The organism is Acinetobacter sp. WC-323 (assembly GCF_000314615.1).
GTDB lineage: Bacteria > Pseudomonadota > Gammaproteobacteria > Pseudomonadales > Moraxellaceae > Acinetobacter > Acinetobacter courvalinii.
The window spans coordinates 1-23,931 of the sequence record NZ_AMZS01000046.1; the positions used below are offsets into that span (position 1 = coordinate 1).

At 40.5% G+C, this 23,931-nt stretch carries 23 protein-coding genes; 16 read left to right on the top strand and 7 right to left on the bottom strand.

The window, feature by feature from the left end; translation table 11 throughout:
* From ACINWC323_RS08645 to ACINWC323_RS08630, 4 genes are all read right to left on the bottom strand, one after another.
* A partial coding sequence (locus ACINWC323_RS08645; RefSeq protein ID WP_009506471.1) for an IS256-like element ISAba26 family transposase occupies positions 1 to 1,110 on the bottom strand: 1,110 nt, incomplete at its 3' end.
* A gap of 62 nt (positions 1,111 to 1,172) precedes the next feature.
* Positions 1,173 to 1,589: a hypothetical protein gene (locus tag ACINWC323_RS08640; RefSeq protein WP_009512615.1), complete on the bottom strand. Its 417-nt coding sequence runs from the start codon at positions 1,587 to 1,589 to the stop codon at positions 1,173 to 1,175.
* Between the two features lie 47 nt (positions 1,590 to 1,636).
* Positions 1,637 to 2,932 carry a Y-family DNA polymerase gene (locus ACINWC323_RS08635; RefSeq protein WP_009512612.1) on the bottom strand — a complete coding sequence of 432 codons (1,296 nt, stop codon included), beginning with the start codon at positions 2,930 to 2,932 and terminating at the stop codon, positions 1,637 to 1,639.
* Between the two features lie 14 nt (positions 2,933 to 2,946).
* Positions 2,947 to 3,573 carry a LexA family protein gene (locus tag ACINWC323_RS08630; protein WP_009512740.1) on the bottom strand — a complete coding sequence of 209 codons (627 nt, stop codon included), beginning with the start codon at positions 3,571 to 3,573 and terminating at the stop codon, positions 2,947 to 2,949.
* 550 nt (positions 3,574 to 4,123) lie between these two features.
* Between ACINWC323_RS08630 and ACINWC323_RS20160 the strand changes: the two genes are divergently transcribed.
* Positions 4,124 to 4,534: a hypothetical protein gene (locus ACINWC323_RS20160; RefSeq protein WP_032881527.1), complete on the top strand. Its 411-nt coding sequence runs from the start codon at positions 4,124 to 4,126 to the stop codon at positions 4,532 to 4,534.
* Positions 4,535 to 4,598: 64 nt separating this feature from the next.
* Here the strand turns inward: ACINWC323_RS20160 and ACINWC323_RS08625 are convergent, their stop codons facing one another.
* Positions 4,599 to 5,231 (bottom strand): SOS response-associated peptidase, encoded by a 633-nt coding sequence (locus ACINWC323_RS08625; protein ID WP_009512815.1) that lies wholly within the window; start codon positions 5,229 to 5,231, stop codon positions 4,599 to 4,601.
* A 115-nt stretch (positions 5,232 to 5,346) separates the two neighbouring features.
* On the opposite strand from ACINWC323_RS08625, the gene ACINWC323_RS20550 reads away from it, so the two are divergent.
* The 4 genes from ACINWC323_RS20550 (at position 5,347) to ACINWC323_RS08615 (ending at position 7,886) form a co-directional block, all read left to right on the top strand.
* Complete coding sequence (locus ACINWC323_RS20550; protein ID WP_081401851.1) at positions 5,347 to 5,574, top strand: competence protein CoiA family protein; 228 nt, start codon at positions 5,347 to 5,349, stop codon at positions 5,572 to 5,574.
* 75 nt (positions 5,575 to 5,649) lie between these two features.
* Positions 5,650 to 6,234: a hypothetical protein gene (locus ACINWC323_RS0119080; RefSeq protein ID WP_009512857.1), complete on the top strand. Its 585-nt coding sequence runs from the start codon at positions 5,650 to 5,652 to the stop codon at positions 6,232 to 6,234.
* A 417-nt stretch (positions 6,235 to 6,651) separates the two neighbouring features.
* Complete coding sequence (locus tag ACINWC323_RS08620) at positions 6,652 to 7,242, top strand: uracil-DNA glycosylase family protein (protein ID WP_009512529.1); 591 nt, start codon at positions 6,652 to 6,654, stop codon at positions 7,240 to 7,242.
* Between the two features lie 20 nt (positions 7,243 to 7,262).
* Positions 7,263 to 7,886: a class I SAM-dependent methyltransferase gene (locus tag ACINWC323_RS08615; protein WP_009512842.1), complete on the top strand. Its 624-nt coding sequence runs from the start codon at positions 7,263 to 7,265 to the stop codon at positions 7,884 to 7,886.
* A gap of 14 nt (positions 7,887 to 7,900) precedes the next feature.
* Here ACINWC323_RS08615 and ACINWC323_RS08610 read toward each other — a convergent pair whose 3' ends face one another.
* Positions 7,901 to 9,409 (bottom strand): phospholipase D family protein, encoded by a 1,509-nt coding sequence (locus ACINWC323_RS08610; protein ID WP_050560467.1) that lies wholly within the window; start codon positions 9,407 to 9,409, stop codon positions 7,901 to 7,903.
* A gap of 296 nt (positions 9,410 to 9,705) precedes the next feature.
* Here ACINWC323_RS08610 and ACINWC323_RS08605 point away from each other — a divergent pair, with 296 nt between their 5' ends.
* The 11 genes from ACINWC323_RS08605 (at position 9,706) to ACINWC323_RS08560 (ending at position 22,806) form a co-directional block, all read left to right on the top strand.
* A complete protein-coding gene (locus ACINWC323_RS08605) occupies positions 9,706 to 9,981 on the top strand; it encodes a metal/formaldehyde-sensitive transcriptional repressor (RefSeq protein WP_004653592.1) in 276 nt (91 codons plus the stop codon).
* 14 nt (positions 9,982 to 9,995) lie between these two features.
* A complete protein-coding gene (locus ACINWC323_RS08600) occupies positions 9,996 to 11,105 on the top strand; it encodes an S-(hydroxymethyl)glutathione dehydrogenase/class III alcohol dehydrogenase (RefSeq protein WP_032869770.1) in 1,110 nt (369 codons plus the stop codon).
* Between the two features lie 59 nt (positions 11,106 to 11,164).
* Positions 11,165 to 11,521, top strand: a complete 357-nt coding sequence (locus tag ACINWC323_RS08595) for a winged helix-turn-helix domain-containing protein (RefSeq protein WP_009512783.1) — start codon at positions 11,165 to 11,167, stop codon at positions 11,519 to 11,521.
* 249 nt (positions 11,522 to 11,770) lie between these two features.
* Positions 11,771 to 13,609, top strand: coding sequence for an allophanate hydrolase (atzF, locus tag ACINWC323_RS08590; protein WP_009512661.1), 1,839 nt, complete (start codon positions 11,771 to 11,773; stop codon positions 13,607 to 13,609).
* Between the two features lie 18 nt (positions 13,610 to 13,627).
* Positions 13,628 to 17,233 (top strand): urea carboxylase, encoded by a 3,606-nt coding sequence (gene uca / locus ACINWC323_RS08585; RefSeq protein WP_009512683.1) that lies wholly within the window; start codon positions 13,628 to 13,630, stop codon positions 17,231 to 17,233.
* Between the two features lie 6 nt (positions 17,234 to 17,239).
* Complete coding sequence (locus ACINWC323_RS08580) at positions 17,240 to 17,932, top strand: GntR family transcriptional regulator (RefSeq protein ID WP_009512538.1); 693 nt, start codon at positions 17,240 to 17,242, stop codon at positions 17,930 to 17,932.
* Positions 17,933 to 18,055: 123 nt separating this feature from the next.
* Positions 18,056 to 18,559 (top strand): hypothetical protein, encoded by a 504-nt coding sequence (locus ACINWC323_RS0119085; protein ID WP_032881530.1) that lies wholly within the window; start codon positions 18,056 to 18,058, stop codon positions 18,557 to 18,559.
* 218 nt (positions 18,560 to 18,777) lie between these two features.
* On the top strand, positions 18,778 to 19,656 hold the full coding sequence (locus tag ACINWC323_RS08575; RefSeq protein WP_032881531.1) for an AraC family transcriptional regulator: 879 nt from the start codon (positions 18,778 to 18,780) through the stop codon (positions 19,654 to 19,656).
* A 4-nt stretch (positions 19,657 to 19,660) separates the two neighbouring features.
* Complete coding sequence (locus ACINWC323_RS08570; protein ID WP_009512703.1) at positions 19,661 to 20,665, top strand: NAD(P)H-quinone oxidoreductase; 1,005 nt, start codon at positions 19,661 to 19,663, stop codon at positions 20,663 to 20,665.
* 108 nt (positions 20,666 to 20,773) lie between these two features.
* Entirely contained in the window at positions 20,774 to 21,649 is an 876-nt protein-coding gene (gene hchA / locus ACINWC323_RS08565) for a glyoxalase III HchA (protein ID WP_009512561.1), read from the top strand.
* A 155-nt stretch (positions 21,650 to 21,804) separates the two neighbouring features.
* Positions 21,805 to 22,806, top strand: a complete 1,002-nt coding sequence (locus ACINWC323_RS08560; protein ID WP_009512617.1) for a 2-dehydropantoate 2-reductase — start codon at positions 21,805 to 21,807, stop codon at positions 22,804 to 22,806.
* 54 nt (positions 22,807 to 22,860) lie between these two features.
* On the opposite strand, the gene ACINWC323_RS08555 is transcribed toward ACINWC323_RS08560, so the two are convergent.
* Positions 22,861 to 23,733, bottom strand: coding sequence for a bile acid:sodium symporter family protein (locus ACINWC323_RS08555; protein ID WP_009512790.1), 873 nt, complete (start codon positions 23,731 to 23,733; stop codon positions 22,861 to 22,863).
* Positions 23,734 to 23,931: the final 198 nt, after the last annotated feature.

Below are 23,931 nucleotides of genomic sequence, written 5' to 3' on the forward strand. Positions count from 1 at the left end.
TGATGTTGCTAAGTAAATGACCTTCTTTACTGAGTCATCAGATGAAAAGATTTTCCTTTTCTTCGTTGAATGGCGTATTACGCTATTCAACGACTCAATCGCATTTGTTGTATAAATAGCATGACGTATTTCGGCTGGATAGCTAAAGATCGTTCGGATATTTTCCCAATTGGCCCGCCAGGATTCTCCAATTTTGGGATACTGGTGATTCCATTGATCACAGAAGATGTCTAGGGACTTTAAAGCATTTTCCTCTGTACTTGCCTGATAAATCGCTTTCAGACCCGACGTAACAGCCTTGTAGTCTTTCCAGCTTACAAATCTCAGGCTATTGCGTACAACATGCACAATACACAGTTGAATATCAGTATGAGGGTAAACAGAGGCTATCGCGTCAGGAAAGCCTTTTAATCCATCTACACAGGCAACAAGAATGTCCTGTACTCCTCGATTTTTTAGCTCTGTCATGACTGACAGCCAGAATTTGGCACCTTCTGTCTGAGCAATCCACATACCCAGTAATTCTTTTTGCCCATCCATATTGATGCCTAAAGCAAGGTATACGGACTTGTTAATCACATTGGAGTGCTGACGGACTTTGACAACAATACAGTCAAGATAGACAACAGGATAAAGGCTATCTAAGGCTCTATTTTGCCACTCAGTCACTTGCTCAATCACAGCATCGGTAACTTTGCTGATGAGAGATGCTGACACATCGGCATCGTACATTTCTTTGAAGAAGGCTACAATTTCCCTATTAGTCATTCCTTTTGCATACAGTGAGAGGATTTGGTCATCCATACTGGTGATGCGTGTTTGGTGCTTTTTGATAATTTGTGGCTCAAATGAACCTTCTCGATCACGGGGAATATCTAAAGCCAGTTGTCCATCTTGAGTTGTAATGGTTTTAGAACTAAACCCATTACGGCTATTTGAGCCTTTCTTGGGCTGATGCTTTTCATAACCGAGATGGTCTGAAAGTTCAGTATTGAGTGCAGTTTCAATCATGAATTTTTTAAAGACTGCTGTCATTTGGTTTAAGTCTTCTGGTGTTTTTAGACCTTTAGCCAATTCGGCAGCCATACTTTTGATTGTTGCTTCATCCATGTGAAGTACCTTTTGTAATTATCCTCTGAAGGATAAATGAAAATTAAGTACTTACACAAAATTTAGAACAGTCCCGAGCAAGCGGCTATTAGTTTCACAACACGTTCTGTGATTGCGGAACCTTTATCCAATTTATTCAAGAAACTTTCACTTAAGAACTCTTTTCTTTCCCCTTCAGGTTGATCAGCAGCTTCGATAATAACTTTTTTCACCTTCTCTAAATCAACGGTTTCATCCAATTGAAGTAAGGTTCTTAAGTCTTCATTAGTACTAAAAATTCTAAAGCCATCTTCCTTATTATAAGTGGTCTCTAAATCAAGTGATGTAATGCTTTCTACACTGTCTGCATGTATTGAAAACCCATTTTTTGCATTTCCACTAGCTTTTATTTCTAAATCTAGGGGCACAGTTACACCTTTTTCAATGTGCACCCCATCACCACCATTATTATTAGAAACAATCCTGAAGCTAGATACCATAAAACACCTTTAACAATAAAATTACATTAATGATGTTTATACACACATTATTTTACTTTGGTCAAGCCATCCCAGCTAAAATAGTTCTGCGTTAGTTTGTCTCTTGTCATAGACCAACCTCTGTTTGGTAATCGGCAACTACCTACAGCAATTTTATGTTTCCCAAACTTTTCGACTACTTGTTCGATAGTAGTCATTAAATTCTCATCCTTTTCGTCCTTATCCCAGTCTGTCAAAAGATCATAGGTAAAGGTGTCTTTAGGCTCTAAGCCTGTCAAAATTACCCCGCATTTTTTATATTCAATTCCCCGCGCATATAAATGTCTTATTAAGAATGTTGCCACCTGCACCATTCGCATGACATTGTCAGTTGGTACACTCATTGGTAATGAAAGCGACCTATTGAAGAAAGGCCTGTGCTTGTCGAATGGGTTTGATTGAGCGAAAACTATAATACAACCGCAAAGCAATCTATCTTTTCTTAACCGGACCACAGCATTTTGCATGTAGAGTGAAACAGCTTCTTGAAGATCTATGAGCTCAGTAACTTTTTGGCCGAATGATTTAGATGAAATGATCTGCTTTTTACTTGGTGGTGTGTGTTCTATCTCAATGCACGATATGCCTTGCAACTCATAAACAGTCCTTTTCATCACAACTGAAAACTGTTGCTGAATATACTCAGGGCAGGCCATAGCTAAATCTAAAACAGTATTAATTCCCATTCCGTTTAGTTTCTTAGAATGCTTTCTCCCGACTCCCCAAACTTCCGATACGTCAATTGAAGTCAGATATGATTCTTTATTGCAAGGATCCATGGCAACTAAATTACATACACCATCAAACGCCTTATTCTTCTTTGCAATGTGATTTGCTATCTTTGCCTCAGTCTTTGATCTGCCAATCCCAATGCAAACGGGAAGGCCTATCCATTTCCAAATCCTTTCTTTCATGCCATGACAATACGTCGTTAGATCATAATTATTTAAATAAGCTGTTAGATCTAAAAAGCACTCATCAATTGAATAGACTTCTTGCTCGCTCTCAGTTACGTACGTTCGCAAGATAGCCATAAACCTTTTGCTCATTTCAGCATAGACACTATAGTTACTTGAAAGCACTACAACATTGTGCCGCTCTACGATGTCTCGAATCTGAAAGAGTGGAACGCCCATCTTGATGCCTAGATCTTTAGCTTCTTGAGAGCGAGCGACTGCACAGCCGTCGTTATTGCTGAGCACTATTACTGGGCGATCATTGAGGGATGGATTAAAAACACGTTCACATGAGACGTAGCAGTTATTCACATCCACCAAGGCGAATATGCGAGTATTACTTTTCATGACTATTCTTCTTATTATGAGCGGTAATGCATACGCTTTAAGTTGAATGTCACGACACCCCAAACAACAACAGTTTGATTATCTGCAGGGATGATGTGCTGATACGCTGGATTCTCAGCTTTAAGCCAGACTTTCGGCAACGGGTAGTTCTCATCACCGAATATCTCTCTAATGTCGTTCTTTGACATTTTAGCGGTGATCATGAGGCGTTTAATCGTTGAGTCTTTATTGTCGATTAACGCAACAACGATGTCCTGATGAGCGGCTTCTATGCTGCGATCAATGATTATTGGGTCATCGACTTCTAAACCTGCACCGAGCATTGATTCGCTATCAACACGCGCTATGAAGGATGATATTGGGTTATGAATCAGGTATTCATTTAGGTCGACTGTAGTAGCAACATCATCTTTAGTTGTGAAGGCTGGACCAGCTGGTATGCGTTCTAATGCAAAGGGGATAGCTGCTTTAGATTTTGGAAGGATAGGGGTTAGACCGAGTTTATCGATCAGATCCGTTTGAAACGCGATTTGTTCAAAAATAGCATTAACGGTGGGGCTTGGTTTCCCTTCAGGTCCCATGAGAGCTTGCAAGCTCGACCATGCGCCGTCAGAGAAGTATATTGGCAACTTCTTAGACATTGGTTTTCTCCTACGCTACTGGGCGTGTTTGGATTTACCTTTTTAGAATAAATTTTTTATCATTAGAAATTCAAATTTAAAATTCTGTGGATAAATAAGGACAAGTCATAGGCTGACGTGGAGGTCTGTGGGTTTGGTTAAAAATTAATCAAATGCAACAGCGCATATGCAAAATATTTCAAAACATTAATTTCATAAGAATTTAAATATTATAAATAATGATTAATGTAGAATAATCTGTTTACAGCAATAATGTTATTATAATGTTTTATGATTTATAATATGGTGATTGGTGTTGGATTATTTAAGTATTTGAAAAGTTGGGATATATTAAAAAATAAAGTAATAATTTATTTTAAAAATATTATAATGTAGAAAGAATAGTATAGTATAAAAGTGACAAAATTTGTCACTTAACATTTTAAGATAAATACTTACTTGTTTTGACATAATTTGTTACGTGTTTTTGTTTGGTTGATATTCCATTTTTGTTTGTAACGTGATTTTATTTGATTGCATTTTAATTTATTAACTCTTTGGAGCAATAAAAATGAGGGTTTTAGGATTTGTTTCAGCTGTTTTAGCATTCATCTTATTTTACTTTAGTATTCGATTTGGATTTAATTTGAAAATTGCTATAAATATGTTGCTGTATTTTATGGTATGCATAGTTTCATTTGTTTTTGTATATAAAAATTATGTTGGCATATACATATCGAAGCTTTGGTTTTACCCAGTTTGCGCTTTAATATTGAGTTTCGGCTTCTACCCGTTGCTTGAGTTTTATTCAATAAAAACAGTAGGTTGGGGTGTAGCTGATTGGATAGGGTTTAAAGAGAATCTCGATATAACGGGCTTTAACAAAGTCTGGTTTGGAGAGTGGTACGGAAAAGCATTACTATCAGTGTGCTTTATTATCTTGGGAGTTATCATTCAACAGATATTTGATCAGGATGATTAAAATAAAACCGCCATTTAATTGGCGGTTTACTTGCTTAATAATTGAAAAATAATTGTAAGGGGGGTTATAACTTGTTCAGAATATTGGGCTTTGGTGCTGCAGTGTATTCATCCTGTGGCATATCAACCAAAAAATCCTGTGCTTCGCTATTACTGCAGGTAAGCCAGTCTTTTCTTCTACCTTTGGGAATTACAACAATAGACCTCTTTTCATCATCTGGCGCGTGAAACTGTTTCATAAATGGATGCATATCCGCATTGATCGTTAACATGCTCATTGATACAACAAGTTCGCCGTTAACAACGGCATATTCATAAATCCCTGCAACGGTAAATGGCATATCATCCTGCCGATAGATCCCATACCAATGCGATTTGCCATCAATGTACTTTGGTTCAAAGATTGTTTCGACTGGGATTAAACAAAATAGATTTTTAGACCAGGCGTGGCGGAAGCTTGGCTTTGTAGCCACAGTCTCGGATCGGGCGTTATACGTATTTTTAACTTTCTTAATATCGTCCGCCCAATTTGGCACAAGACCGAAGCGTGCGGATCTCCATTCAATGCCGTGCTCGGTTGATATAAGAATAGGTCCGCTGTAGCCGGGGTAAAGATCGGCTTTGTATTCAAATGTGGGCTCAAGCAGGTTGAGTAATTGTGCCCGGCTTCGAGCTATGGGTTCGTAGTTAGCGCACATTATCTTAACTCCTTCTTAACTTAATTTTTTTTTATATTTTGGGTAGGTTTAATTCATAAGAATTGATGTATTGTCTTAAGAATATCCTAAAACGATTAACCATTAAGGTGAATAAATGCAATTAGCTTTAGTAAATAATAAGCGGAAAGAAGCATTTAAAGGTGGAAGAGGGACGTGTCCGATTTGTGGGGCTGTGACAATTGCAAAGTGTGGACCTAAATTAATGAATCATTGGGCACATTACAGGGTAAGGGATTGTGATCCATGGTGGGAGAATGAAACTCAATGGCATAGAGATTGGAAGAATAATTTTCCATTAGAATGTCGGGAGGTTAGCCATTAGGCTCTAGATGGGGAAATACATCGAGCTGATGTAAAAACACCAACAGGCATAATAGTTGAATTACAGCATTCACCTATGTCAGATAAAGAAAGAGTATCGAGGGAAGAGTTTTACAAGAATTTAGTTTGGGTGATTGATGGTCGAGGATTTCAAAAAAATTTTGATATATATCATGCTTTACCGAATCCAGAAACTGAGTTGGCTAAAGAATTAATATGGAATAAGGCCAAGAGGCATTTGCATGGTGCAAACAGCGGTATTTTTTTGAAGTTAAAAGAAGTTCAAGCTGAAAAGCCAGAGATAACAAAAGCTAACCTTAATGGAAGAGGTGTTGGGGGGTGGGTGCATTCTATGCATGAAATTGAGGATGAGGTAAATAAAAATTATAATGGATATCATCAATTTGATTGGGTTAAGCCTAGAAGTACTTGGCTTGAGGCTAAGTGTCCAGTGTATATAGATTTTGGAGGTTCACACCTAGTCAAATTAGATATTTACGATGAAACGGGATTAAAGTGTGTCAGATATATATCAAAAAGTAGGTTTATGTATGATGTAATGCATGAAGAACATGTTGAAAAAATTGCACAAAAATCGAATAGTATTGCTGCATGGGTTGATTCTCAAAATTTTAATTTTGAAAAAATTGGATATTATTAACTCTTGAGTTCAACTCCCAATGTCGGGGTTGAATAAAAAATAAACTGTTGTTAATCATACTTAATCATAATAAAATGTTATACGAGCGTTATACAAGCATGTTATACCTGAAATAAGTACCTATTAAATCAGTGCCTTATAGTTATTGTTCAACTCCCGCCATCAGAGTTGAACCCGCGTCCGCAAAACCGCTTCTTTAAGCGGTTTTTTTATATCTTCAGCAAAGGTTTTTCACCCATTCTTTTACTGTCAAATCGGCAAATTCAAAGCTCATAAAAGAAAAAGATATTGTTAAAATTTTGCTAAAATTTTGTTAAGGCGAAATTTTCACCAACAAAAGATCCAAGCAAAAAACTGGAAAATTCTATAAAATAAACAAAATGATTTACTCAATTTAAAATTTGGCTATTGATATAAATGACTGATATAGAAATAGAAACACATCCATTACAACCATTTTTACCTTCCAATGCCAAGCTATTGATGCTCGGCAGTTTTCCACCGCCGCAAAGCCGCTGGAAGATGAATTTTTACTATCCTAACTATCAGAACGATATGTGGCGGATATTTGGTCTAATTTTCTTTCAAAATAAAAATCATTTTTTAGATTTACCTAATAAAAACTTTAAACAGCAACTGATCCGGGATTTTCTGACTCAGATTGGTATCGGAATATTTGATACGGCATATCAGATAAAACGCTTACAAGGGAATGCTTCAGATAAATTTTTAGAAATTGTCACACCGACAGATTTATCAAAGTTACTTGAACAGATTCCCATGTGTCATACCATCATGACTACGGGAGATAAGGCCACAGATACATTGATGCAGCATTTCCCCGATCAGCCAATCAAACCGCTGATTGGTCAATCTGTACAGGTTCAACATCTCGATCGGGAGTTGAATTTATATCGTTTACCGTCGTCATCACGTGCATATCCATTAGCACTGGAAAAAAAAGCAGAGGTATATCAGCAATTTTTTAAGCAAATTGGTTTAATTTAATTATATAGAAAGGGAAATAAATGAAGGATGTTGAAAGCCCAATTGATTTAAGAATTTTCGCTGATGCTTTGGAATGGCAAGAAACGGCGAATGTGAAAAGACCGTGGCGAAAGGATTTCTTTGAATATTATGTCAATCTAATTAGACAGCATGTGTCTGGACAATGTCATGTATTGGAACTTGGTTCTGGACCTGGATTCTTAGCTCAACATTTGCTCTCACAACTTGCTGATCTTCGATATACCGCTTTCGATTTTTCAGAAGCAATGCATCAGCTGGCACAAGAAAAACTTAATAATCCTGAAAGAGCTCGAGCAACCTATATTGTTGGAAACTTTAAAGAGACTGGCTGGCAAAATACTTTTACTCAGCAATATGATCTGATCATTATCCATCAAGCATTACACGAGTTGCGACATAAACGCTATGCAACCGATTTTCATAAAATCGCAAAAACCTTGTTAAAACCCCAAGGCCATTATTTAGTGTGTGATCATTTGTGTGCAGCACATGCAATGCAGAATGATCAGCTTTATATGACCAGACAAGAACATGTGAATGCACTTGAACAGGCATCTTTTACACAAATCAAGATGCCGTTAGAGATAGAAGGGCTATGTTTATTTGAGGTCAATTGGGTTTAACTAAACAAGCTTCGTTACATCATCCATTCAACTGGAAAATAAGACACAACGTGCATGGTGAAGCGCTGGAATCTGGTGCTTTCAGGGTCATGGTGATGCTCAACCACTTCACCATTCGGCTTATGTTCATACCAGACAATATTGCCATTTTGATCCAGTTTGAGCTGATAGGCCACTTGTAGCAAATGCTGATCCAGCATAGCCGTAATCTGGTCTTGTAAATGGTCAGATTCAACCACTAAGCCAACTTCAGTGTTTAAATGCGCAGAACGTGGATCAAAGTTAAATGAACCAATAAACACCTTTCCATCGACATCAAAAAATTTGGCATGCAAGCTGGAGCGATTCTTGCCTTTCACCGGGATTACGCTCCCAGTCGCAATTTCATACCAGGTTCGTTTTTTACGTTCAATATTCGGTTTAAATTCATATAGTTGCACGCCACTTTGTAGTAGTGGTTTACGGTATTGGCTATAAAAAGAGTGCACTACGGCGACATCATTGGCTACCAGACTATTGGTCAGGACACGTACTTTTATCCCGTCTTTAGAGAGTTGATTGAGGTAGGCAGTTCCTTGTTGAGTCGGTACAAAATAAGCGGAGACCAGCTCCATATGTTGTTCAGGTTTACCCATAATTTTCAGAACTTGGGCATACAAAAGCTGCTGATTTTTGGCCTTTCCTAAGGCCTTACTCGGGTGATCAGCGACAAAATGTGCTTTTGCCCATTGCACCGGATAGTTTTGTAGGCGAAGTTTTAAATAATCTTGTGCGGCTTCAAGTTTATCTTCGGTCGGGGTATCAACCTGATCTAAAGCTTTATAGCTATTTCTTAAATCCTCAAGTTGCTGCGGCGAACCCGCACCCATTAACTGTTCTGTTGAATAACTGAGTTGATCGGACCAGAATTCTTCGAAAACCTGTTCTGCGCGATCGACTGCTTTACCGTAGAATAAAATATCCATATCGCTAAACTGGAATTGCTCACCTGCATCAAAGTATTCACTACTGATATTACGGCCACCTGTTACTGCAATCGAATGATCAGCAATGGTAAGCTTATTATGCATACGATGATTAATCTGTTTCAGTCTGAATACATAATCAATAAAACGTAAATGTCTAAACTTATAGGGATTGAAAATACGGATTTCAAAATTTGGATGTCGGGCGAGGGCTTTTAAGGTTTTGTCTAATTTTATGCCATTCTGATCATCAATCAGTAAACGGACTTTTACCCCGCGGTCTGCTGCTTTGAGCAATTCATGCAACATCATGTTGCCGATGACATCATCATTCCAGATATAGTATTGTAAATCCAGCTGATGCTGGGCATTTCGAATCAAATGCATCCGTGAGGCCATACTTAAGAAGGCATCATCCAAAGCTAAAAAAGCCGTTAAACCGTTTTCAATATTAAGATCGGCTTGTGGATCATTCATCCACTTTGTTTTAGTGTTCAAGGAGTTACTCCGATCATGGTTCTGATTAGGGGGCAAAGAACAGCCGCCCATTCCAAACATAATAACAAGAGCCATGATTTTAAAATGGTATGAATTGTTTATGATTTTATTGATCAAGCGTGCCAGTCCAACAATAATGTATAGATGTTTGATTTTGTTATATCTCTAAACGCTTTTGGGTTCCAAGGTTTAAATGTAATAATAAATATAATCAATATTTTATCATTTTAAAAACTTAATTTTTCTATCTCTGTTCTTCTTGAAAGTGAGCGCTTTAAGTCTATCAATGAGCAAACATTGAGTTCTATTACTATACTGGTGTATAGTATATTTTTAGATTTAATGTGGTCGACATTATGCCTAAACAATTAGAGGATAAAAAAAAGATTCTCACACGTGTAAGACGAATCCAAGGTCAAGTTCAAAGTGTAGAGCGTGCTTTGGAAAATGACACAGAATGTGCTGATATCTTGCAGCAAATCTGTGCAGTTCGTGGCGCATTAAATGGTTTGATGACCGAACTTCTCGAAATTCATTTAAAAGATACCTTGGTCGTTGGCGAATCTTCGGAGTTACAACGCAGTCAAGAGCTCATTCAAGTCAGTAAAATTCTTAAATCTTATTTAAAGTAAGGAGTGTCATTGTGATTAAATCTCGTGCAGCCGTTGCTTTTGCCGCAGGCGAACCATTACAAATCGTAGAGCTGGATGTTGAACCACCCAAGAAAGGGGAAGTACTGATTAAAATTTCCCATACGGGAGTCTGCCATACTGACGCTTTCACTCTATCAGGTGATGATCCAGAAGGTGTTTTTCCGGCAGTGCTGGGACATGAAGGGGCTGGGGTTGTGGTGCAAGTTGGTGAGGGTGTGACCAGTGTTGCAGTGGGCGACCATGTGATTCCGCTGTATACCGCTGAATGTAAAGAATGCTTATTCTGTAAATCGGGTAAAACCAATTTATGCGTGGCAGTACGTGCCACCCAAGGTAAAGGTGTGATGCCAGATGGTACCACGCGTTTCTCTTATCAGGGCCAACCGATTTATCACTATATGGGGTGTTCAACTTTTAGTGAATATACCGTGGTTGCTGAAGTATCTCTGGCAAAAATTAACCCTGAAGCCAATCATGAACAAGTCTGCTTATTGGGTTGTGGTGTGACCACTGGTATTGGCGCAGTACATAATACGGCGAAAGTCCAAGAGGGCGACAGTGTTGCTGTATTTGGTTTAGGCGGTATCGGCCTTGCTGTGGTACAAGGTGCACGTCAAGCCAAAGCTGGCCGTATTATTGTGATTGATACCAATCCTGATAAATTTGAGTTGGCAAAACAGTTTGGTGCAACAGATTTCCTTAACCCAAAAGATTATGAACAGCCGATTCAGCAAGTGATTGTTGAAATGACCGGTTGGGGCGTTGATCATTCTTTTGAATGTATCGGCAACACCAATGTCATGCGTTCTGCACTGGAATGCGCACATCGCGGTTGGGGACAATCGGTGATTATCGGGGTTGCAGGTGCAGGTCAGGAAATCTCAACTCGTCCATTCCAGTTGGTGACAGGCCGTAAATGGATGGGAACTGCTTTTGGTGGTGTAAAAGGCCGTAGCCAATTACCAAAAATGGTGGAAGATGCAATGAAGGGCGAGATTGAGCTGGCACCATTCGTAACGCATACCATGCCATTGGATGATATTAATGAAGCCTTTGACTTAATGCATGAAGGCAAGTCGATTCGTACTGTGATTCATTTCTAACTTTATAATGATAGGATTTGATGATGTGAAATGCATCATCAAATCTTAGGTGGATCTTGATGTCAAAACCACGTTTAAAACTGCATGTCAGGATTTTTTCAGAGGAGCAGATTGCTTTTGGTCCCGGTAAAGCGGAGCTACTTGAAGCGATCCAGCGTACAGGCTCAATTTCCCAAGCGGCAAAATCCATGCAGATGAGTTATCGCCGTGCATGGCAATTGGTGGGCACCATGAATCAATGCTTTCATTCTCATCTAGTCGATACCCAAACCGGCGGAACGCATGGTGGTGGTGCAGTGGTGACTGAATTAGGGCAAGAGGTACTTAAAAAATTTAGAACCATGGAGCAGCAAGCGATTCAGGCTGTCGCAACTGAGTTTGAAGATTTCGTACACTATCTAAAAGTAAATAAATAATCCGATAAGCATAAAAAAATTAATACGCCTTATTCCACAATTTCCTCAAGCTTTGATGTCACTCTAATTATCTGCTGATTTATAGCGCACATTGATTCGCACAACATATTTTTTAGCACCACAACGAAACCCTAGAAGTTCACTCATGTTCATATAAGATATTAAGTAATTAATTTATATATAAAAATAAAATTGGCACAGTTTCTGCATTTATCTATTCAAACTTGTATACAAGATAGGATTCATAAAATGCATCAACTAAAAACTTTGGGCTGGACAATTTCTGAATGGCAAGCCGCGTATTTAAACAAAGAAATTCAGCTGGATATTTTAAAAGAACTGGTTGCAGCAATTGATCCTCATGATGTTGCCTGGATTTCTGTTGTCAGCCCAGAACTATTGGAACAACAGATTCAGTCATTAACGCAACTGACTCAAGATGCTGACCATTTGCATAAACAGTTTCCGTTATACGGTGTGCCATTTGCAGTCAAAGACAATATTGATGTGGCTGGCTTTGTTACTACGGCAGCATGTAAAGCCCTCAATACCGTGGCTACGCAGGATGCCGAGACGGTTCGTTTACTGAAACAGGCCGGTGCGATTGTTGTTGGCAAGACCAACCTTGACCAATTTGCCACAGGTTTGGTTGGCACACGCTCACCATTTGGGGCGGTGCCAAATAGTTTTAAACCTGAATATGTCAGTGGTGGTTCAAGCTCGGGGTCTGCCAGTGTTGTGGCCAGAGGTTGGGTGCCATTTTCTTTGGGAACTGACACTGCAGGATCAGGACGCGTGCCAGCAGCCTTCAATAATATTGTGGGTTTAAAGCCAACCAAAGGGCGCTTTTCTAATCGCGGTTTATTACCTGCGGTAAAGAGCATTGATTGTATTTCTATTTTTGCATTGACGGTTTCTGATGCAGAACTGGTTGCCAATCAGGCCGAAGCCTATGATGCTTTAGACAGTTATTCACGTCAGCACCCGAAAAATGTACCTGCACGTTTTTCCAGCAAATTGAAATTTGCCATTCCGGATAAATTGAACTTCTTTGGTGACGAGCTGTCAGAGAAAGCCTTTCAACACACCATTCAATTACTGGAAAGTTTAAATGCAGAAATCACGCCCATTGATTTTTCTGCTTTTGAGCAACTTGCAGCGCAACTTTATCAAGGCGCCTGGGTGGCAGAGCGTACCGCTGCGGCTGCCAGTCTACTTAAAACCAATGCGGCTGATTTTGACCCAACGGTTTTAGAGATCATTCAACAAGGTGAAAAATATTCTGCGGTGGATGCCTACAATGCTGAATATTTAAAGCAAGACTTAAGCCGAAAAATTCAAACGAGCTTGGCTGAGTTTGATGCCTTGATCGTACCAACATCACCGACGATTTATACCATTGAACAAATGCAACAGCACCCGATTGAATATAACGCGCATTTCGGTACGTATACCAATTTCACCAACCTTGCCGATTTAAGTGCCTTGGCATTACCTGCCGGCTTTAGAGCAGACCATTTACCCTTTGGTATCAGCTTGATTGCACCGGCTTGGCACGATGCAGCGCTGGTGCATTTTGGTAAAGCCTGGCAGAACTATCTGGCACTGAAACTCGGTGCTGTAGATAAGCCTTTATCTACAAATACAGCAACTTTATTGTCTCCTCATCATATTCGGGTCGCGGTTGTAGGGGCGCATCTAACCGGGATGCCATTAAATTTCCAACTCACCACGCGTGGTGCAGTGCATGTCGAAACCACCAAGACTTCTCAAGATTATGCACTGTATGCATTGAATGGCACAGTTCCACCAAAACCGGGTTTGGCTCGTCAGCAAGATGGGCAAAGCATCATTGTCGAGCTTTGGGATGTACCTGCAGCACGCTTCGGTGAGTTTGTGGCAGAAATTCCAACCCCATTGGGCATGGGCAATGTCGAACTTGAAGATGGCCGTTGGGTGAAAGGCTTTATTTGTGAACCCTATGGCTTAGGCGATGCCGAAAATATCAGCCATTTTGGCGGCTGGAGAGCATATATCCAGCATCGGAACAGTCAAGCAGATCAGCAACTCGCCAATACAGCCAATTAATTTTTAGGGGAAATCATCATGTTTAAGACTGTACTTATTGCAAACCGTGGTGAAATTGCTGTTCGGGCAATTCGAACACTGAAAAAATTAGGTATTACCAGTGTGGCAGTTTATTCGGACAGCGATCGTTATGCTCAACATGTGCAGGATGCCGATATTGCCATTGCGCTAGAAGGTTTAAAACCTGCCGATACCTATTTAAGTATCGAAAAACTGATTCAAGCTGCTCAACAAACTGGGGCAGAAGCGATTTTTCCGGGTTATGGTTTTTTATCCGAAAGTGCCGAGTTTGCCCGTGCGTGCGAAGAAAACAATATTGTCTTTATGGGCCCAACCGCAGAACAGATTCTGGAGTTTGGCCTAAAACATCGCGCACGTGAATTGGCTGCGGCAGCGAATGTTCCAATGACACCTGGCACAGGACTGCTTGATAGCCTTGAAGAAGCATTGTCAGCTGCTGAACGGATTGGCTATCCAATCATGCTCAAAAGCACTGCAGGTGGCGGTGGAATTGGCTTAACCCGTTGTGATTCCCCGCAAACATTAACTGAAGCGTATGAAAGTGTAAAACGCCTAGGTGAGCAGTTCTTTAAAGATGCAGGTGTGTTTATTGAATGCTTTATTGATCAAGCACGTCATGTCGAAGTACAGATTTTTGGCGATGGCAAAGGTCAAGTGGTCGCGTTTGGTGAGCGTGATTGCTCCTTGCAACGCCGTAACCAGAAAGTGGTTGAAGAAACCCCAGCAGCGAACTTGCCTGAAGCAACCCGTAAAAAGCTCCATCAAGCTGCAATTCAATTGGGTCGTTCCGTCAATTATCGCAGTGCAGGAACGGTTGAGTTTATTTATGATGCCAAACGGGATGAGTTTTATTTCCTTGAGGTGAATACCCGTTTACAGGTCGAGCATCCGGTAACGGAAATGGTGACAGGTCTCGACTTAATCGAGTGTATGCTCAAAGTCGCGGCGGGAGATGCATTGGATTGGGACTATCTCAGCAATATCCAACCACAGGGCGCTGCGATTGAAGTTCGGATCTATGCTGAAGATCCTGTTAAAAATTTCCAGCCAAGTCCGGGTGTGCTCACAGAAGTATCATTCCCAGAAGGCATTCGTGTGGATACCTGGGTGAAAACAGGCACCGAAATTTCCCAGTATTTCGATCCAATGATTGCCAAGATTATTGTGCATGCTGAAGATCGTGCTACTGCAATCGAAAAATTAAAAACAGTTCTGGCTGAAACCCGTTTAAATGGTATCAGCACCAATCTGGATTATGCACGCGCGATTGTTTCTGACCAACGATTTGAATCCATGCAAATCTGGACACGTATGCTGGATGATTTTGATTATTCACCAAAAGTCATTGAAGTTGTACAAGCGGGTACATTGAGCTCAATTCAAGACTATCCGGGACGAACAGGCTATTGGGATATTGGTGTGCCGCCATCGGGTCCTATGGATGATTATGCCTTCCAACTTGCCAACCGCATTGTGGGTAATGACGCAAAAGCTGCGGGGTTTGAATTTACCTTGGTGGGGCCAAGCTTGAAGTTCCATGCCGATACCATCATTGCACTCACAGGTGCAAGCTGTACTGCTGTGTTGGATGATCAACGCATTGCTTTTTGGCAACCAATTAAGGTCAAAGCGGGTCAAACTTTGAAAGTTGGTCAGGTGGCATCAGGCTGCCGTACTTATTTAGCCGTACGTGATGGACTGGATGTACCCTTGTATTTAGGTAGCCGTTCAACCTTCGCATTGGGTAACTTTGGGGGGCATGCAGGACGTACTTTACGTGTTGGTGACATGATCAAAATGGTTGATGCAGAACTGGCCAGTGTGGAATTACCGCTTGCGATTGATGAGCCTCAAGCCTTATCCAAAGAGCTTATTCCTGAATATAGCAATGAATGGGAAATCGCAGTGCTGTATGGGCCACACGGCGCGCCTGATTTCTTTAAACCTGAATATGTAGAAGAATTTTTTGCTTCTGAGTGGACGGTTCACTTTAATTCAAACCGTTTAGGCGTCAGACTTTCAGGGCCTACACCGAGCTGGGCAAGAGAAAATGGCGGTGAAGCAGGTCTACATCCATCCAACGTGCATGATTGTGAATATGCAATTGGTGCGATCAACTTTACCGGTGATTTCCCTGTGATTTTGGCAAAAGATGGTCCTAGCCTTGGCGGTTTCGTGTGTCCTGTGACCATTGCCAAAGCAGAACTATGGAAAGTAGGCCAGTTGAAAGCCGATGATAAAATCCGTTTTTATCCAATTACAGTCGAGCAGGCCAACGATCTAGAACGTAAGCAAATTGACAATATCCAGAACTTTGCCTCCGCTGCCAAAGTCATTGAAACGATTGAACCAGCTCAAGATGTCTTTACCACCATTCTGGCACAACGTGAAGAAACAGAATTATCGCCAAAAACCGTGTATCGCCAAGCTGGAGATAGCTATATCTTGCTCGAATATGGTGAAAATGTTTTGGATTTAGCGTTACGTTTACGTGTGCACCAATTGATTCAAATGATTCGCGCTGCCAATCTTGCTGGAGTTTTAGAACTGTCACCCGGTGTACGTTCACTACAGATTAAATATGATGGTTTAGTGATTGCTCAAGCTGAGCTGATTCAACAATTACTTAAACTTGAAGAGCAAATGGGGGATTTAAGCCAGCTTAAGATTCCATCGCGTATTGTGCACTTACCAATGGCATTTGAAGACAGTGCAACTTTAGGTGCAGTGGAACGCTATCAGGAAAGTGTCTGCGCCAAAGCGCCGTGGTTGCCGAATAATGTTGATTTTATCCAACGTATTAATGGTCTAGCACATCGTGATGAAGTCAAAGATATCATTTTTGATGCTAACTATCTGGTCCTGGGTTTAGGCGACGTTTATCTGACAGCACCTTGTGCTGTGCCAATCGATCCACGTCACCGCTTGCTCAGCTCCAAGTACAACCCTGCACGGACCTTTACCGCAGAAGGCACCGTCGGTATTGGTGGCATGTACATGTGTATTTATGGTATGGACTCACCGGGTGGTTATCAGTTGATTGGGCGGACACTGCCGATTTGGAACAAGTTTAAAAAGAACAAGCAATTTGGTGATAAACAATGGTTCTTGCAATTCTTTGACCAGATTAAATATTTCCCTGTGACTGAAGCTGAATTGAATGAATGGCGTGCAGATTTTGAAAATGGTCGTGCCCAAATCCAGATTGAAGAAACCGAGTTTGACTATGCAGATTATGTGCAGTTCTTAGACAAAGAGGCTGAAAGTATTGCTGCATTTAAGGAGAAGCAACAACAGGCCTTTAGTACCGAAGTCAGCCGCTGGAAAGAAGAGTTTGCAGTACAACCTGAGCAGCAGGTAGAACAAGCCAATCAGGTCGATTACAGTCATCTTTCTGCTTTAAATGCATCAATGACAGGCAATATCTGGAAAATTTTTGTTGAACATGGCCAAGAGATCAAAAAAGGAGAAACTATTGCTATTATTGAAGCCATGAAAATGGAACTGCCAGTTTATGCGGAAGAGGATGGCATTGTAAAAGCCATTATTTGCAGGGCAGGGCAAACCGTACACAGTGGTGAACCATTGGTATATATGGAATAGGGTTGAATGAAAGAAACAAAAATAACAACAAAAAGCTCAGACAATTTGTCTGAGCTGGTTTACCAGCGCATCAAGAATGACATCTTTGATTTCAAGTTGATGCCAGGTGAACGCTTCACTGAGTCTGAAGTTGCTAAGGCCTATGAGGTAAGTCGTACCCCCATCCGACAAGCCTTGTATCGCCTGCAACAAGAAGGCTATGTCGATGTGAGCTTTCGGAGCGGTTGGCAGATTCGACCGCTCAATTTTCGTTATTATGAAGAACTGTATGATGTGCGGATTGTTTTGGAAAAAGATTCGATTCGAAAACTCTGTCAGATGGAGCACCATCATTCAGTTGAGTTGTCAGTATTAAAAGCACTGTGGTTGATACAACCTTCTGAGTATTTAAAGGATATTAAGCAGCTCTCTCAACAAGATGAAGATTTTCATTGTGCCTTGGTCCGTGCTTCGGGAAATAATGAAATGGCAAGGATTCATCGTGATTTGAGTGAACGGATCCGGATTATCCGCCGTCTGGATTTTTCCAAAGATTATCGGGTTGAGGCAACTTATCAGGAACATCAAAAAATCTTAGGTTTTATTTTTGAAAGACAAACCGAACAAGCGATCAGCGCGATTGAAGCGCATATCATGCAAAGTCGTGATGAAGTGAAAAAAATTACTCTACAGATGTTGGATTCGAGTCAGTTTTACTAACATTAAATTGACCGAATACTCTCAATTGATTATGAGGTAAAGATTATTAGACATGAGTGTATTTCTAATAGAGGTAAATGCTGTTAATTTATATATCGTAAATTATATATCTATAGAAATAAGATGAAAAAATTTAAAAAAAAGTATCAGATTCTACTGATTATAATAGCTTCCATCCTTTTGAATTATTTTTTATTTCACTCTCAGGAAACTCAGGAACTTGTTGAAATAAAAGATATCTTGGATCGTGGGAATGACATGATCAAAAGAGATATAATTTATCGTGATTGTGATCGTGTTTCATTTGAGAGTTATCCAGAATTAAAGGATGAATATATCGAAGCTGTATACTCAAAAATGGCTATAAGTTCTAGTAGTGATTCAAATCATTCTATTACATGGGTTCATCCACCTGAAGGTAAATCCTGTTTTAAAGACATGAAACTGGTCAAATTAGAGTATTCAAATGCAACTCATGGCAATTATGAGGCCGTATTTCGTTGTGAAAAAAATGGTATAGGAGAGGAGCTTAAAGTAGGATATTTCCAAAAATCTTGTAGTTATACTGCTTTCCTTTCTAAATGGAATTTACCAGTTGGTAAATACACAGTAGTATCACAACCGTAAAATATTAATAAACCTATTACTCATTTGTGAGTAATGGGTTTTTATTATTTCCTAAAAATAAGTAGAAATGTTCAGTTAAATTAGGAAATACATTCAATCTTACATCCGCTGAGCTTCACAAAACTCTTCATTCCATGCCTAATTCTGCATAAAACTAACAGTTTTTATCTGTTTGCTATTTAATAATAAAAATCACATTTCCAATCATCAAATGACACATGATGAATGACCAAACACTGATCCACTCATTTCTAAAACTGGTGCAGAAAGAAGGCTTTTTTGCCACAGCCATTGACGGCATTGTGCTGATGCGCGTAGACCACAATACTCCACCGATCGCGGTATTACAGGAACCAACCCTAGTATTTGTTTTACAAGGTCAAAAGCGCGGTTATATCGGTACAGAAACTTATTCCTTTCAACAAGGTCAATGCCTGATAGTTTCTGTTTCAATGCCTTTTGACTGTGACACCATTGCCAGTGTGGCAGCCCCGATGATTGCAATCAGCATGAAACTGGACGCAGACACTGTGAATGAGCTACTGGCTAAAACCTATTTCGAGAATTACCAGTTTAAGCCACTGACCACAGGAATGAGTGTAATCGAATATGATCAGGCCATTTCGAATGTGCTGAATCGTTTATTACAGACATTGACCTCGGAACAGGATGTGCTGGTTTTAGGCGAACAGATTAAACGAGAACTGCTTTATCGGGTGATTCAACATGCAGGTGCAGATGCATTAAAAGGTTTGGTTGTGCAAGGCAATCTCAGACCCATTTATAAAATCTGCGAGTATATCCAACATCACTTTACCGAAAAGCTCACTGTAGACATGCTGGCAGAGCAAGCCAATATGAGTACCTCTGCATTTCATAAAGCCTTCAAACAGGTGACACAACATTCGCCTTTGCAATATTTAAAAGTCGTCCGGTTGCATAAGGCAAAACAATTGTTGCAAAACGCAGACCAAAGTGTGGCTCAGGCAGCTTATGCTGTTGGTTATCAGAGCTCTTCTCAATTTAGCCGAGAATTTAAAAAGCAGTTTGGTTTTCCGCCCAAACATGCTGAATCGAATACTGAAACGGAGTCATGATCAGATGAATCAAAATAGCGTAGAACAAATGAAATATATCGAAATTACTCAAGCAGGCGGTCCTGAAGTGTTACAGCTTGCCGAGGGAGCACGCCCAGAAATTACAGCAGATGAAATCCTGATTGAAGTCTACGCAACTGGAATTAACCGACCAGATATTTTACAGCGCCAAGGATTATATCCGATGCCAAAAGGCGTTACGCCTATTCCCGGACTGGAAGTATCAGGAGTGGTCGCACAAGTAGGTGCTCAAGTCACTCAGTTTAAAGTAGGTGATAAAGTCTGCGCACTCACCAACGGCGGTGGCTATGCTGAATATTGTGCCGTACCCGCCAATCAAAGCTTGAAGATTCCAAAAAATCTCAGTTTTGTTGAGGCCGCTGCGATTCCCGAAACTTATTTCACCGTCTGGGCGAATCTGTTCCAGATTGGTCAATTAAAGACAGATGAAACCGTGCTGATTCATGGCGGTGCCAGTGGGATTGGTTCAACCGCAATCAGCTTGTGTCATGCCATGGGCATTAAAAACTTCTCCACGGTGGGGAGTGATGACAAAGTTGAAAAATTATCTGCTGTGTCACAGGTCATTAACTACAAAACTCAGGATTTTGAAAAAGAAGTTTTGGCGCTGACCGATGGGCAAGGCGTAGATGTGATTCTGGATATTATCGGTGCGTCTTACTTCAACCAAAACCTGAGATTGTTAAAGCGTGATGGTCGACTGGTGATTATTGGCTTTATGGGCGGTCGTAAAGTTGACGGCTTTGATATACAGGAATTAATGCTCAAACGTGCCGTGGTTACTGGCTCTACCATGCGTGCCAGAACCAACCAAGAAAAGGCTAAGATTACTCAGGATCTTGAACAGTTTGTCTGGCCTTTGATTGAAGCAGGGCAATGTAAGCCAATCATCTATAAAACTTTCGCTTTTGAAGATGTCGCGCAGGCACATCAGTGTTTAGAAATCAGTCAGCATACTGGCAAGGTGGTACTCGAAATTAAGTCTTAATTTGCCTGATTATGTTCATTCCATGCCTGTTCGTACTCAACACTTGAGTATGGCAGGTTACTGCAGCAGTATGAATATCAATAAAACGATGCAATGAGGAAACTTGAAATGACAACAAATACCGATGATCGTAACCCAACACCAGATCGTGCAGAAGATAACGCTTTCTTTCCATCGCCGTATTCATTGAGTCAGTATACTTCTGCTAAAACGGATTATGATGGTACAACCTATCCACAGCCGTATCAGGGCGATAAAAAGATTTTGATGATCGCGACAGACGAACGTTATATCTTGATGCAAAATGAAAAATTCTTTTCTACCGGCAATCACCCCGTGGAAATGCTATTGCCCATGTTCCATCTGGATAATGCAGGTTTTGCCTTTGACGTGGCAACACTGTCAGGTAATCCGGTCAAGCTGGAAATGTGGGCGATGCCCAATGAAGAACAAGTGGTATTAGACACCTATAAAAAATATGAAAAACAGCTCAAAGCACCCTTAAAACTTGCTGATGTACTCGAACAAGCCTTAAGTGCTGATTCACCTTATGCAGGTATTTTCATCCCAGGTGGACATGGTGTACTGGCGAAGATTCCACGCAGTACGGAAGTCAAACAGCTCTTAAAGTGGGCGCTTGCCAATGATAAATATGTAATTACGCTATGTCATGGACCAGCAGCTTTACTTGCCGCAGCGGTTGATGAAAATCCACAAGACTATATTTTCAAAGACTATCAGCTTTGTGTTTTCCCTGATTCCCTAGATAAAGGTGCGAATATTGATATTGGTTATATGCCAGGACAACTGCCGTGGCTGGTGGGTGAAAATCTGCAAAAGCTTGGCGTTAAAATCTTAAACACAGGAATTACAGGTCAGGTGCACCAGGACCGGAAATTACTGACGGGTGATAGTCCGCTGGCTTCCAATAACCTAGGCAAATTGGCAGCAAGCACTTTATTGGCCGATCCAGAGCTACGTTAATTGCTTGAGATCAAAAATGAAAGCCTGACATCTAATGTTGGGCTTTTTTAACTTTTAAATCTACATAGCTGTATCAATTGTCAATTTACTGACAATCTCTATTATGACTTAAGGTTAAAGTCACTCACATGGATGTGAACTGAACTGGATGTTAAATGAAAATATGTATTTATGGTGCGGGTAATATTGGTTGCTATCTGGGTGGTCGACTGGTCGCTGCAGGATGCAATGTCCAGTTAATTGTCCGCCCCAAAATTCGCCAGCAATTACAACAATATGGCCTGACGGTTTCGGATTATCTTGGGTATCAACACACCATTGCAGCAGACCAGTTGCAACTGAGTGATGACCCACAGCTTGCAGCGCAAGCAGATATTATTTTTGTCTGTGTTAAATCGGCCGCCACTGAGCAAGTTGCGCATGAGTTAAAATCTGTTTTAACAAATAAGACCTTGATGATCAGTTTTCAAAACGGCTTGGCGAATGCGGATATCTTAAAAACAATCCTGCCAGATCAGACCGTTCTGGCTGGCATGGTTCCTTTTAATGTCACGGCGTTGGGTAAGGGAATCTTTCATCAAGGTACAGAAGGAACTCTATATACCCAGCAGCACGAGCCAATGCATGAATTGATAAGTGCATTTAAAACTGCTGGATTGGAACTTAAACTTGCATTTGATATGCAGGCAGTACAATGGGCCAAGTTAATTCTTAATCTGAATAATTCAGTGAATGCCTTGTCACAACTTCCTTTAAAGCAACAGCTTTCTATTCGGGGATATCGTCAATGTCTGGCAATGGCACAGATGGAAACGTTAAAACTGCTTAAAATTGCAGGGATCAAACCTGCCCAACTGACGGCCTTGCCAGCGCAGATTGTTCCTAGGGTATTAAGCCTGCCAGATTTTATTTTTAATGTGTTCAGCAAAAATATGTTAGCGATTGATCCGCTGGCACGTTCATCGATGGCCGATGATCTCAGGGCAGGCCGAAGCACAGAAATTGACTGGATTAATGGGGAAGTTGTTGGTTTAGCACAACAACTCAATTTGAAAGCACCAGTCAATGCCAAGCTGATTCAATTGATTAAACAGGCTGAAACATCGTCCAAGGCATGGTCAGCACAAGCGCTTAAACAACAGCTAGAAGTCTCATAATTAAAATAGCGCATCACTGAAAATCAGTCATACGCTAGTGACGATAATAAGTACTTAAGACTTTTCAGTCACGGGTGGACCAAAGCGGATGATCAAAATGCCAAAGATCGTCGCGAAGATATACATAAAAATAGAATACACCGCGGCTGGCATTGCAATGGTTGTACTGGCCATGACGGTAAGCGCGATAGTCATGGCAAGAGTACTATTATGAATGCCGATTTCAAAGGCACAGGCTCGAGCCTGATAGGAACTGATGCCAAACAATCGGGGAACAAAATAACCGACCGCCAGACTAATGGCACAAAATAATGCGGTGGCAAATCCAATTTGTCCCAAATATGCCAGTAGATTCTCTCGTTCTGTAAAAATCGCCCCAGCAATGATGATAAGCAGAAAAACAATCGCAAAAATGCGAACTGGGCGATTTAATTTTTCTGCGATATGCGGCGCAAAATGACGCACCAGCATACCAATTGCTACTGGTACCAAGATAATCAGGAAAACTTGCAGAATTTTAGAAAACTGTAGTCCAAGCTGCTGGCCTTCATTCATAAAGTGTAAAATGGAGAAGTTGACAATAAAAGGTAAGAACAGGGCTGCCACTAATGCATTAATGGCGGTCAAACTGATGTTTAAAGCAATATCGCCTTTATATAAGTAACTGAACAGGTTCGCAGTCGATCCACCGGGTGAGGCAGCCAGCAGCATTAAACCGACAGCAAGTAGTGGAGGAAGCGCTAGTAGTTTACAAATCAGGAATGCAATCCCGACCAATAAAACCAACTGGCAAAATAGGGCGATGATGACCGCTTTGGGATGTTTGGTGACACGGGCAAAATCTTTTAAAGTGAGTTCCAAGCCCAAACCAGCCATGACGATCGCAAGTGCGATGGGTAAGAAAAGAGTGATTAATCCAGAATCCATTACTATTTATTCCTTTGGGTTGAATTTATATTAAAAAAATTTATATATTATTAACTATAAAAATATCCACTCTATAGTTATTTGATGCATTTGGCATAATTAAGCCAATACAACAACCACCACACAAACAAACTCAATTATTATCAACTATAAATAACCAATTAATAAATTTATTTTATTAATTCTAAATATTTATGC

Excerpts from the sequence above, each read along its gene's own strand:
- ACINWC323_RS08620 (WP_009512529.1), top strand. The coding sequence starts at position 6,652 with ATGACTGATATAGAAATAGAAACACATCCATTACAACCATTTTTACCT.
- ACINWC323_RS08625 (WP_009512815.1), bottom strand. The coding sequence starts at position 5,231 with ATGTGCGCTAACTACGAACCCATAGCTCGAAGCCGGGCACAATTACTC.
- ACINWC323_RS0119085 (WP_032881530.1), top strand. The coding sequence starts at position 18,056 with ATGAAAAAATTTAAAAAAAAGTATCAGATTCTACTGATTATAATAGCT.
- uca (WP_009512683.1), top strand. The coding sequence starts at position 13,628 with ATGTTTAAGACTGTACTTATTGCAAACCGTGGTGAAATTGCTGTTCGG.
- ACINWC323_RS08615 (WP_009512842.1), top strand. The coding sequence starts at position 7,263 with ATGAAGGATGTTGAAAGCCCAATTGATTTAAGAATTTTCGCTGATGCT.
- hchA (WP_009512561.1), top strand. The coding sequence starts at position 20,774 with ATGACAACAAATACCGATGATCGTAACCCAACACCAGATCGTGCAGAA.
- ACINWC323_RS08575 (WP_032881531.1), top strand. The coding sequence starts at position 18,778 with ATGATGAATGACCAAACACTGATCCACTCATTTCTAAAACTGGTGCAG.
- ACINWC323_RS08570 (WP_009512703.1), top strand. The coding sequence starts at position 19,661 with ATGAATCAAAATAGCGTAGAACAAATGAAATATATCGAAATTACTCAA.
- ACINWC323_RS08555 (WP_009512790.1), bottom strand. The coding sequence starts at position 23,733 with ATGGATTCTGGATTAATCACTCTTTTCTTACCCATCGCACTTGCGATC.
- ACINWC323_RS08635 (WP_009512612.1), bottom strand. The coding sequence starts at position 2,932 with ATGAAAAGTAATACTCGCATATTCGCCTTGGTGGATGTGAATAACTGC.
- ACINWC323_RS08610 (WP_050560467.1), bottom strand. The coding sequence starts at position 9,409 with ATGTTTGGAATGGGCGGCTGTTCTTTGCCCCCTAATCAGAACCATGAT.
- ACINWC323_RS08605 (WP_004653592.1), top strand. The coding sequence starts at position 9,706 with ATGCCTAAACAATTAGAGGATAAAAAAAAGATTCTCACACGTGTAAGA.
- ACINWC323_RS20550 (WP_081401851.1), top strand. The coding sequence starts at position 5,347 with ATGCAATTAGCTTTAGTAAATAATAAGCGGAAAGAAGCATTTAAAGGT.
- ACINWC323_RS08595 (WP_009512783.1), top strand. The coding sequence starts at position 11,165 with ATGTCAAAACCACGTTTAAAACTGCATGTCAGGATTTTTTCAGAGGAG.
- ACINWC323_RS20160 (WP_032881527.1), top strand. The coding sequence starts at position 4,124 with ATGAGGGTTTTAGGATTTGTTTCAGCTGTTTTAGCATTCATCTTATTT.
- ACINWC323_RS08580 (WP_009512538.1), top strand. The coding sequence starts at position 17,240 with ATGAAAGAAACAAAAATAACAACAAAAAGCTCAGACAATTTGTCTGAG.
- ACINWC323_RS08560 (WP_009512617.1), top strand. The coding sequence starts at position 21,805 with ATGAAAATATGTATTTATGGTGCGGGTAATATTGGTTGCTATCTGGGT.
- atzF (WP_009512661.1), top strand. The coding sequence starts at position 11,771 with ATGCATCAACTAAAAACTTTGGGCTGGACAATTTCTGAATGGCAAGCC.
- ACINWC323_RS0119080 (WP_009512857.1), top strand. The coding sequence starts at position 5,650 with ATGTCAGATAAAGAAAGAGTATCGAGGGAAGAGTTTTACAAGAATTTA.
- ACINWC323_RS08640 (WP_009512615.1), bottom strand. The coding sequence starts at position 1,589 with ATGGTATCTAGCTTCAGGATTGTTTCTAATAATAATGGTGGTGATGGG.
- ACINWC323_RS08630 (WP_009512740.1), bottom strand. The coding sequence starts at position 3,573 with ATGTCTAAGAAGTTGCCAATATACTTCTCTGACGGCGCATGGTCGAGC.